The 11,031-nt window shown below is 59.2% G+C and carries 7 protein-coding genes; 3 read left to right on the top strand and 4 right to left on the bottom strand.

Going from position 1 to position 11,031, the window contains the following annotated elements; translation table 11 throughout:
* Nucleotides 1–181 precede the first annotated feature (181 nt).
* Both oqxB and PMI17_RS18290 read right to left on the bottom strand, forming a co-directional pair.
* On the bottom strand, nt 182–3,334 hold the full coding sequence (oqxB, locus tag PMI17_RS18295; RefSeq protein ID WP_007891346.1) for a multidrug efflux RND transporter permease subunit OqxB: 3,153 nt from the start codon (nt 3,332–3,334) through the stop codon (nt 182–184).
* An 18-nt stretch (nt 3,335–3,352) separates the two neighbouring features.
* On the bottom strand, nt 3,353–4,507 hold the full coding sequence (locus tag PMI17_RS18290) for an efflux RND transporter periplasmic adaptor subunit (RefSeq protein WP_007891344.1): 1,155 nt from the start codon (nt 4,505–4,507) through the stop codon (nt 3,353–3,355).
* A 293-nt stretch (nt 4,508–4,800) separates the two neighbouring features.
* Between PMI17_RS18290 and PMI17_RS18285 the strand changes: the two genes are divergently transcribed.
* The 3 genes from PMI17_RS18285 (at nt 4,801) to PMI17_RS18275 (ending at nt 5,959) form a co-directional block, all read left to right on the top strand.
* The gene (locus tag PMI17_RS18285) at nt 4,801–5,148 is read left to right on the top strand and encodes a helix-turn-helix domain-containing protein (protein WP_007891342.1); all 348 of its coding nucleotides are present in this window, start codon (nt 4,801–4,803) and stop codon (nt 5,146–5,148) included.
* 101 nt (nt 5,149–5,249) lie between these two features.
* Nucleotides 5,250–5,684, top strand: coding sequence for a ribonuclease domain-containing protein (locus PMI17_RS18280; RefSeq protein ID WP_007891340.1), 435 nt, complete (start codon nt 5,250–5,252; stop codon nt 5,682–5,684).
* A gap of 2 nt (nt 5,685–5,686) precedes the next feature.
* Nucleotides 5,687–5,959 (top strand): barstar family protein, encoded by a 273-nt coding sequence (locus tag PMI17_RS18275; RefSeq protein WP_007891335.1) that lies wholly within the window; start codon nt 5,687–5,689, stop codon nt 5,957–5,959.
* A 1-nt stretch (nt 5,960) separates the two neighbouring features.
* On the opposite strand, the gene PMI17_RS18270 is transcribed toward PMI17_RS18275, so the two are convergent.
* Together PMI17_RS18270 and PMI17_RS18265 are read right to left on the bottom strand one after the other, a co-directional pair.
* On the bottom strand, nt 5,961–8,333 hold the full coding sequence (locus tag PMI17_RS18270; protein WP_007891334.1) for a virulence factor SrfC family protein: 2,373 nt from the start codon (nt 8,331–8,333) through the stop codon (nt 5,961–5,963).
* Nucleotides 8,330–11,031: virulence factor SrfB (locus PMI17_RS18265; protein WP_036621792.1), on the bottom strand; the 2,702-nt coding region annotated here is incomplete at its 5' end. The genes PMI17_RS18270 and PMI17_RS18265, both read right to left, overlap by 4 nt.

The following is an 11,031-nucleotide window of genomic DNA, read 5'->3' as shown; positions in this document are numbered from 1 at the left end:
CGCCTGCTTCACACATTCTGAAACTGCCATAGGCTTAGCGGGCGGAACCCCCGCGGAGCCAGTTCGCTGCTTAACTGACGAGCATTACGCCATTCATGGTGACCTTTTTTTATTGCTCCGAGCGCCACACATAAAAAAATCCGGGCACATCGGCCCGGATTGTTCATCACACATTTAACTGTTACGCGGTCTGCACTTCCGCTTGCGGCTGCTTGCGTGTCACCAGCTTACGCAGCGTCACATAAAACACTGGCGTCAGGAACAGCCCAAACAGCGTCACGCCCAGCATCCCAGAGAACACGGTAATCCCGGTCACGCCGCGCACTTCCGCACCTGCACCTTCACCCAGAATCAGCGGAATGGTACCGGCGATAAAGGCAATCGAGGTCATGACGATGGGACGCAGACGCAGACGACAGGCTTCCAGCGCCGCATCGACAATGCTCTTGCCCTGCATCTCCAGCTCGCGCGCAAACTCAACGATCAGAATCGCGTTCTTACACGCCAGCCCCATCAATACCACCAACCCAACCTGCACAAACACGTTGTTATCGCCGCCGGTTAGCCACACGCCAACCAGGGCAGACAGCATGGTCACCGGTACAATCAGGATCACCGCCAGCGGCAGCGTCCAGCTTTCATACAAGGCCGCCAGCACCAGGAACGCTAGCAGAACGGCCACCGGGAACACAATTAGCGCAGTGTTGCCTTGCGTGGATTGCTGATAGCTCAGATCGGTCCATTCAATGTTCATGCCGTTCGGCAGCACCTGAGTGGACATCGCTTCCAGCTTCTGCATTGCCTGCGCCGACGAGAGCACGCGCGGATCGGCATCACCAATCAGGTCCGCCGCCGGATAGCCGTTGTAGCGAATCACCGGATCGGGGCCGTACGTGGTGGTGATCTTGACCATGCTGCCAATCGGCACCATTTCCCCGCGATTGTTGCGGGTGCGCAAATTGCCGATATCCTGCACGCTATCGCGGAAATCACCGTCTGCCTGCGCCATCACGCGCCAGGTGCGACCAAACTTATTGAAATCGTTAACGTACGACGATCCCAGATAGGTTTGCAGCGTGCTAAACAGCTCGGTCAACGACACGCCTTGCGCTTTAGCTTTGTCGCGGTCGACCTGCACATCCAGCTGGGGCACGTTGGCCTGGTAGGATGAGATCGGGAACATCATGCCCGGCGTCTGCAGCACTGCACCGGTCAGGGTATTGATGGCGTTCTGCAGCGCACCGTAACCCAAACCTGCACGATCCTGCACATACAGCGAATAACCAGAGCCTTGTCCCAGCCCCAAAATCGGCGGTGGCATAATCGAGAAGCCAAAGCCTTGCTGGATTTTGGATATCTTGGCGTTGATCTCAGCATTAATTTCCGCCGCGCTGCGCGTCCGTTCGCTGAACGGCTTCAGGCCAAAGAACACCGTGCCGGTATTTGGCGTGTTGGTGAACTGCAACGCATTAAGCCCCGGGAACGCGACCGAATAGGCCACACCTTCGGTGTTCATCCCGATTTCGCTCATCTTGCGAATCACTTCATCGGTGCGCGCCAGCGATGAACCTTCTGGCATTTTTACGCCGCCGATCAGATACAACTTATCCTGGGTCGGAATAAAGCCGCCTGGCACGGTATGGAACATAAAGCCCGCGCCCGCCAGCAGCAGCACATAGACGCCGAACACCGCGCCACGTCGACGCAGCGTTTTCCCTACCAGCGATTCGTAGCCATCCGAGCTGCGCTGGAAGAAGCGGTTGAACGGGCGGAACAGCCAGCCGAGCAGGCGATCGATAATGCGCGTCGGCATATCTTTCGCCGCGTTGTGCGGTTTCAGCAGCAGCGCCGCCAGCGCCGGAGAGAGCGTCAGCGAGTTGATAGCCGAGATCACCGTGGAGATGGCAATCGTCACGGCAAACTGCTTATAGAACTGACCGGTCACGCCCGATAGGAAGGCCATCGGTACGAACACCGCACACAGCACCAGCGCGATAGCGATAATCGGTCCTGAAACTTCGCGCATCGCCTGATGCGCCGCCGCGGTGGGTGACAAACCCTGTTCGATATTACGCTCAACGTTCTCCACCACCACGATGGCGTCATCCACCACGATACCGATCGCCAATACCAGGCCAAACAAACTCAAGGTATTGAGCGAAAAGCCCAGCAGGTAAAGGATGCTGAAGGTACCGACCACCGAAACCGGCACGGCCAGCAGAGGAATGATTGAGGCGCGCCAGGTTTGCAGGAACAGAATCACCACCAGCACCACCAGTACAATCGCTTCAAACAGCGTTTGCACCACGGCACGAATCGAATCACGCACAAACACGGTCGGATCGTAAGGCGCGGCCCACTGCACATCGTCCGGGAAGCGAGTGGCCAGCTCGGCCATTTTATCGCGCACCGCATTGGAGAGATCGATGGCGTTGGCGCCCGGTGCCTGGAAGATACCAATCCCGACCGCATCTTTGTTGTTCAACTGCGAACGCAACGCATAGCTGCCGGAACCCATCTCGATACGCGCCACGTCACGCAGGCGCACCAGCGTGCCGTCGTCGGCGGTTTTCAGGATGATATTGCCAAACTGCTCTTCGCTTTCCAGCCGGCCCTGCGTGTTAATCGACAGCAGGAAGTCACTCTGTTTCTTCAGCGGTTCCGCACCAAGCTGCCCGGCAGAAACCTGCACGTTCTGCTCCTGCATGGCGCTAACCACATCGGAAGCGGTCAAGCCACGCGCCGCCACCTTATTGGGGTCGAGCCAGACGCGCATCGCGTACTCACCGGCACCGAAGATCTGAATCTGTCCGACGCCCGGCAGGCGTGCCAGCTCATCTTTCACTTTCAGCGTGGCGTAGTTACGCAAATAGAGTGAATCGTACTTGCCGTGAGGCGAGAACATATGCACCACCAGCGTCAGCGTCGGCGACATCTTCTGCGTGGTGAGGCCCAGTTGTCGCACCTCTTCCGGTAGACGCGCTTCGGCCTGCGCCACGCGGTTCTGTACCTGCACCTGCGCCTGATCCGGATCGGTGCCTGGACGGAAGGTCACGGTGGTCACCAGCACGCCATCGGAACCGGCCACCGACTTCATGTACATCATGTTTTCCACCCCGTTGATGGCCTCTTCCAGCGGCGTCGCCACGGAATCAGCAATCACTTTGGGGTTGGCGCCTGGGTACTCGGCGCGCACCTGCACGCTGGGTGGCACCACGTTGGGATATTCACTGATCGGCAGCAGCGGAATGGCGATCAGTCCGGTGGTAAAGATCAAAATCGACAGCACCGCGGCGAATATCGGTCGGTCGATAAAAAAGCGGGAGAAATCCATAAAAGGCAGTCTCGAAGGTTATTGAGCGGAGCGCATCGCCACCGGTTGGGCGGTCACCGGCATGCCAGGCATAAAGACTTTCTGTAAGCCATTGACGATCACTTTGTCGCCGGGCTTCAGACCCTGCTGCACAATGCGCAGGCCATCGGCTAACTCACCGGCCTGAATATCGCGGCGTTGGGCTTTGCCCTGGGCATCGACCACGTAAACGTACTTGCGATCCTGATCGGTCAGCACCGCTTTATCGTCAATTAACAACGCGGTGAAATCGGCGCTGCCCGGCAGGCGCACGCGCGCAAACAAGCCCGGCGTGAACTGGCGCTGCTGGTTATCCAGTGAGGCGCGCATGCGGATGGTACCGGTGCTGGCGGTCAGCTGATTATCGAGAAAATCGACGGTGCCGCGATGCGGGAAACCCTCTTCGCCGGTCAGCGCCACTTCCACCGGCAGCGATCCGCGATTTTCGCCTTTACGCGCCATTGCCTGATAGTGCAGATAGGTGGCTTCATCCACGTCGAAGTAGACGTACATGCGATCCTGCGACACTAAGGTGGTCAGCACGCTGGCGCTGTCGCCGGCGGTCACCAGGTTGCCGGTGGTGATCATCGCGCGGCTGGCGCGACCTTCAATCGGCGCGGTCACGCGGGTGAAATCAAGGTTCAACTGCGCCATATCCACCGCCGCCTGCGCTGACAGCACGCTGGCCTGCGCCTGATTGGCCGCCGAGCGACGCTGTTCCCACTCTTCACGTGACACGACATTGGTGCCGATCAGCTTATCGGTACGCGCCGATTCACTGCGCGCTAGCGTGGCCTGGCTACGTGCGTTGGCGAGTTCCGCCTGCGCCTGCTCTAGAGTGGCGCGATAGGTGCGGTCATCGATGGTGAACAGCACCTGGCCTTTTTTCACCTCATCGCCTTCGCGATAATTCACCTGATCGATATAGCCGGAAACGCGTGGGCGCAGCTGCACGCTCTGCACCGCTTCGAAGCGGCCGTTGAAGCTATCCCATTGGCTGACTTTCTGCTCAACCACCTGCGCGACACTCACTTCGGGCGGCGGCGGCGGGGCGTTTTGCGCCACACCGCGATCGCAACCGGCCAGCAGGCTTCCCAGCAACATCACTCCTGACAGGCTTACTGCCCGACGAACCGTATATGTTTGCAGATGCATTGTTGTTATTCCGCTTAGGTGAAAAAGAAAGGAGACGTACGAAAAATCTGCAACTTTGAAGATTGCATTAAAACGCGATGAGTGTAGGCTTGTGCAAACGGCAACTGCAAGAATATCTGATACACTTTATGTGCGGTTTTGATCATTGCGTTGCAAAGCGATCAAAGCCCCTACGCGCTGTGCGGCATTTAATGCAATAATAAAACTTGCATTAACTGGCATCATCAGTCACCCTTAAAGTGTAATTGCAACTGATACTGATACTGTTCGCAGAGGCGACGGGAGATAATGGGATGATGAGCGACGCATTTATTCACGATCTGATCGACTGGATTGATAACAACATTGAAGCACGTCTGGATCTGGACACCGTAGCGGGGCGCGCCGGTTATTCGAAGTGGCACCTGCAGCGTATGTTCAAAGAGCACACCGGCTATCCGCTGGGTGAATACATTCGTAACAAAAAATTGAAAAAATCGGCTGATCGACTGACCACCAGCAATGAGCCGATTCTCAATGTGGCGATCTCACTTGGTTTCGACTCGCAGCAGTCGTTTAACCGCAGCTTCAAACGTCAATATGGCGTAGCGCCGGGAGCATGGCGTCGTCACGCCGCGCCAACCGCCAGCGCGATGCAGTAACACCCCGCCAGGGCCAGCCTTGCTGGCCCGCGTTACTCTCCGTTATAAATTCTGCGTTTTAAATCTGCTACTATCGTCGTCCTGTCTTTCAGGATGTCACCATGTCAAAAAAACTCTGGATTGCCTTAATTCTGATCCTTGCCGCGCTGTGGCTTGGGTTAAAACCGCATTTGTCCGACAAATGGGCCAACAGCCACCCCGATATTTCGCAGCTCACCGATGCCAACACCGTGGCGCGCTGGGTGCAGCAGCACCAGCGATTGCCCGATCTCTATCTCACTAAAAACGAGGCGCGTCGTCAGGGCTGGAACCCGAGCAAAGGCAATTTATGTGAGGTGTTACCGGGTCGCGCGATTGGTGGCGATCGCTTCAGCAACCGTGAAAGAAGGCTGCCGATGCAGGCGGGCAGGCAGTGGTATGAAGCCGATGTGAATTACGATTGCGGTCACCGCGATGCCGATCGTCTGCTTTACTCATCCGATGGCCTGATTTTCCTCACTACCGATCACTATCGCAGCTTCAAACAGGTGCCTTAACCATGTTGACGCTCCATTTTGACTTTCAAAGCTTGCCGGATCGCCAGGCGTTTTACCGCGCGCTGGTGCAGCAAAGCGCCTGCCCGATGGATTTCGGCAACAACCTTGATGCGCTGTGGGATTGGCTGACCGGCGGCATGGCGCTGCCTGCGACCCTCTATTTAACGCATGCCGATCACGCCAGCCACAGCGCCGAATTCGCGCCGTTGCTGGCGCTACTGGAAGAGGCGCAGCAGCAGTTAGCGGGCGAGCTGCACCTGATACGTGAGGCGTAGATTACGCATGCAGCGGCAGCAGCAAAATTGCCAGCATCTGTCGCGCATTCGCCGGCAGATCGCCGCCACCGGTATAACCGTTGTTCTCGACGATCACCGAATTTAACCCCACCAGCCAGTCATAGATGTAGTAAGCCGTATGATTAGCAGGGGCGGCTGACAGCCGCGTTAAACGCTGTCCCGGCGAGAAGCTGACGCTCGGTGCCGGCGGACGGGCGAAAATTGTCTGACCGCGATTGACGCGACTCTCCGGACGCTCACTCTCTGGACGCTGCAAAAAGCCCAGCCAGGCGACAAAATCACCCAGCACCGTCATGGCGCGTGAAACCTGACGATCGGTACGCGCTTCGTGCGCGCTGGCCTGCGCGTCGGGTTCATTGAGCGCCGTTTGCAGCTTGCTGAGCATTTTCAGACGGAAGCTGGCGGTGATCAGCTCCTCTATCAGCATCTCCAGCGTGGGTTTATCGACGTTGAGCAGCGCCAGCAGGCTGCGGCTCTCCGGCAGCTGACGCAAATGCTCCAGCCACAAAGCAAATACCTGCTGTGGGAACTGCTGATCGCGCTGGCCACCCGCACTGCGCGGCTCAGCGGCGGCGACCGGTTCATCTTTGAACAGATCAAACTCGAAGCCGATACCAAAATAGCTCTGCTCGGCGGCAGCAGTTTTGCTGCTGTGCTGGCTAACGTTGCTGCTGCTCTGGCTCAGCCACAGCTGACGCACCGCTTCGCGTGACGGCTGCAAACGCTCCAGCAGTTCGCCGTGTAAACCGGTGCGATGTTGCAAACATTTCAGCAGCGTATCGGAGATCGCCTGCTTGCGTGCCGCCTGTTCCGGCGTGGCGCTGGATTCGGTCCACGGCTGTAAACGCTCCACCAGCTTCTGCTGCAAGGCGCTAAGCTGCTGTGCCAGGCGATCGCGGCGCGCCTCTGGCTGCATCTCATCCTGCAGCCAGCTGCCCATGCGATCGACACCGGCACGATCCAGCGCCAGCATTGAGCCCCAGCTCTGTCCCGGCTGACCAATCTGCCGTTGTACCGCTTCATCCACGTTAATCTGCTGCTGCTGATAGCGCGCGTCATGCGGCGTGATCGCCCAAATCAGACGCGGTTTTTCGCCGCTGGCCGCGACGGTTTGATGCATGTGCCACTCGCGCAGCGCGCTGGCGGCGACATCGGTGTCCTGACGCTGGCTGGCTGCGGTACAAATCAACATAAGATCGATGCCCTGACGCGCGGCGTACAGGCCTGGCAGCAGCGCGCGTTTCTGTTCAAGCAGGGCGGCGCGCAGCGGATCGCGCTGGCGCAGCTGCGCCAGCTCTTCCTGCTGGGCGCGGTCAGCTGGCGTGCCCGGCGCGGGCAGCTCCAGCATATCGGCGTCATCGTACAACGCCTGGCGCGGCGTGGAGCTGAGCGGCAGAGTGATTTCCAATGTCAGCAGCGCGAGTAAACCTAACGGCACCTGCTGCGCTTTACCCACGCGATTGGCGACAATCGGGCACACTTCGATCATCTCTTGTCCATCGGCCTCATGACTGATCAGTTTCTCTGCCGGTAGCGCGGCGTCATCGACCAGCAGGCTGAGCGGCGCTAACACGCGCGGCGCGTGGCGCAGCTGATGACGCAAATGCATCAGGCTGCGCAGGCTTTCATTCAGGGCGTTTTGGCCTGGCCACAGCAACGCAAACAGCTGCACGCGGTCGTCAACGTTGAGCCACGGCGCCAGCGCTACGGCCTGCGGCCAGAAGTGACGATCGAGTATTTCGGCGTGACGATGGTGGCGACGGCTCCACGCCCACAGCGTGATCAGCGCGTCGCTATCCAGGCCAGGATGCGCCTCATCCTGACGATGGCGCTGCAAACGCTGCAGCGCGGCGTCGATGTGCGCGCTATCGGGCTGATCTTCCGTTTTGGCGCTGGCCAGCATCAAACGAATCAGCTCCACTTCGCTCAGCAGCGTCATCTCCAGCGGCCAGGCGTTGGATTGTGTTTCACGCTGGTGGCTGAAGCGGGTGGCAATGGCGAAATCGAGATTGCCCGGATTGATGTGCTGGAAATAGTTCAGGACTTTATCGCCGAGACGCGCAATCAGCTGACCCTGCGCATCGCCAACCATTTCACTCAGCAGCCAGGCTTTACCCGCCTGCGATTGGCCAAACAGCGCCAGCGTGACCGGGCGCGCCAGTTGACGCGCCAGCGCATGGCTTTCCACACGTGCGCGGCGCAGTTGCAGCGTCAGCGTCTCGGCTTCCATCGCCAGTCGTGGCGCATGCGCCTGATGGGTTTCCACCCAATTCAGCGCACCGTCCAGCGTTTCCTGCATCAGGCTGAGACGTTTGGCGGGCGTAACCGGCGTAGCTTTTTTGGCAGTTCTCATCGTTTACAGACGCTCCCGCTGTCGATCCAATATTGCGCATTTGCGTTACCGGTGGCCGAAAGCGTATTCAGTTTCAGACTCAGCTGTTCCAGCGGCACGCGCGTGCCGTCATCCATCCGCGCATCGCTTAGCACTAAGCGTTCCGGCCCCAGATTATCTGGCCCAGGCTGCACCGCCAGCTTAATGCGCAGCACGCTTTCCCCGGCCACCTGACGCGCCAGCGTCGGGTCGACAATGCTCAGGCTGTAGAGCGGCGAGGCCGGCCAGCGATCGTTCTCCAGCTGGCGGAAGCCGAGGCAGACGTTGCCGCGGATGCGGAAGCTGCTCTTGCGATCCAGCGCAAAACTGCTGCTGTCGAGATCGATTTCGCTGTAGCACAGGTTGTCGTCGCTCAGCGCAGTGGTTTCATCCAGCACGCCGAGATAGCGGATGGTGGAGTAAGGTTCGAAATCACCGGCGCGGAACCAGAAGCTGCTCAGGCGCAGATCGAGCGCCAGCAGGCATAACATTGCACCGACGGCGGCGGTCGATTTCGGGTTATCAATGCGGCCCTGTTTATTAAACGGATACCAATCGCTGGTGTGATAGCCCTCCAGCGACAAAATACGGCTGCCCGGCAGCGGTTGCAGATGGCGCACCAGCGCCTGAATGCCCGGGAAGCGTGACGGACGACCAGTCAGCAGCAGCACATCGCACTGGTACAGCGACACCACTTCGCACATTGCGCGCAGCGCCGGAATGATCGCCATACGGTGCTGCAGGAACTCGCCGTGCAGCTGCGTCATGCTTACCACCAGCGGCACCTCCAGCAGATCGAAACGGCTGTCGCCGCCGAGGGTGCGCTGAATTTCTCCGTTCACAAACGCCAGCACGCTGCTGGCCGGTTTTTGCGGCACCAGCTCGCCGAACAGCGCATTGATTTCGCTGTGACTGTCGAGCGGATCCCAGTTCTCGTACTGCTCCAGCACCGCCTGCGCCAGCGGGATAAACAGCTGCAGCGTCACCTGCTGACGCAGCGTGGCCTGACCGTCCATGCGGCTGTCATGGCCGAACAGCTTGTTCATCAGCGGCTCTGCCAGCGTCAAACCGGCTTTCTGCAAACTGTGCTGCAGTGCGGGCAGAATCCACAGCTGAATCACATCCAGCAGGATGTCGTCGCCCGCCACTTTAAAACCTTCACGGAACAGTAAGCGCGGAGTGATTTTGACGTTGTTGCCCTGGCCGTCATCAAGACGATATTGGGTAATGGCGAGATCGGTGGTGCCGCCGCCGATATCAATCGACGCGATACGCAGGCTCTTGCCCGGGACTTCATCGGCTTCACGCGGGCGATCCGGACGCGCCATGCTGCTGAAGAAATCCTCCGCGCGACCGGCAAAGTTGACCTGGGTTTCGTTGAACAGCCAAACCATTTGACCGCAGGTGGCTTCGTCCCACTCCATCTGTACATCCGGCACCGGGCGCAGGCTTTTTGCCTGGCTGGCGGCCGAAAAATCCTCCTCTGCCGGATGCCAGCCTTCGGCCTTCCATACCAGCGCGATGGCTTCCTGCATGCGGCGGCGGAAAATTTCCCGCTCCGGCTTCGGCATGGCGGACGGCAGCGTCAAAATCACGTGACGCAGCTGGCGCGGCGCCTGGCTTTGCGGCATGCGCTGACGCTGCGCCACGCTGTTCATCTGCATCATCGCCTGCGCCAACAACTCGCACAGCATAAAGGTCATCAATGAACTGCGGCTGTAGCTGGCCGAGAATACCGGCAGACGTTCGTCTTCCGCCAGCGCGTGCAGCGGCTGGCCTTCATCATTGATCAACAGGGTAAACGGCAGCGCGGTGGCCTGCGGCTCATCGCTGCTGCCGTTAGCGTTGAAGCGCCAACCGGGCTGATAGCGCGCTTCATCCCATAAATAGCGGCGCGGGCTGGATAAGCCGGTGCTGCCTTCGGTACCGGCACGCAGCAGCGCCAGGCGGCTGGCTTCACGTCCGACGCGCGTCAGTGACGGCCACATAAAGGCGTTTTCACGGCCGCTCTCCAGTGAGAAGTTGGCCTTGCCGAAACGGGTTTCAGCAAACTCCAGGCGGCTGTCGAACAGTTCGTTGTAAACCTGATGCGGTTCGGAGAGATCGCGCAGCTGCAGCTCATAGGTCTGGCGCAGGCCGCTGCTCTCTTCGGCATGATCTTCCACCAGAATGCCGCAGGTGTGCGAGTTGCCCACATCAAGAATGATATCGACGTTAACCGCCGGGGTTTGGTGGGACGCCGCCTGAATGGTGATTTCGGCCAGTTCGAGCTGTTCGCCCAGCAGCTCCAGCAGATTGAGGTAGTGCGCCTGATATTCGAATTCGCGCAGCGCCTGATTCAGCTCCTGCTCGCGACGTGACTCCAGCGCATGCACCTGCTGACTAAAGGTCTCACGCAGCCAGCCATCAACCCAGGTATGATCGAGAAATTCACCCAGTTCATAGTTGTGCCAGGCGAGGGCGAAACTAACGCCGTTCTGCGCATCGGCCTTGCTTAAACCGTGCTGCTCGCCGCCATCCTGTTCGGAAACAATGCGGGTATCGAAGGCGAGGGTGATGCGATGGGTGTTGCCGGCCGCATCGGGTTGGCTCAGCGCGGCCAGATGCAGACGCGCCCAGTTGTCTGGGCCGCCAATAAAACGGCGTCCGCTGGTGCAGCGCAGCACCGGCAGCGGCAGGC

Source organism: Pantoea sp. GM01 (genome assembly GCF_000282675.1).
GTDB lineage: Bacteria > Pseudomonadota > Gammaproteobacteria > Enterobacterales > Enterobacteriaceae > Pantoea > Pantoea nemavictus.
The sequence above is the reverse complement of the archived record's forward strand: the minus strand, read 5'-3'. Positions and strand labels throughout refer to the sequence as shown.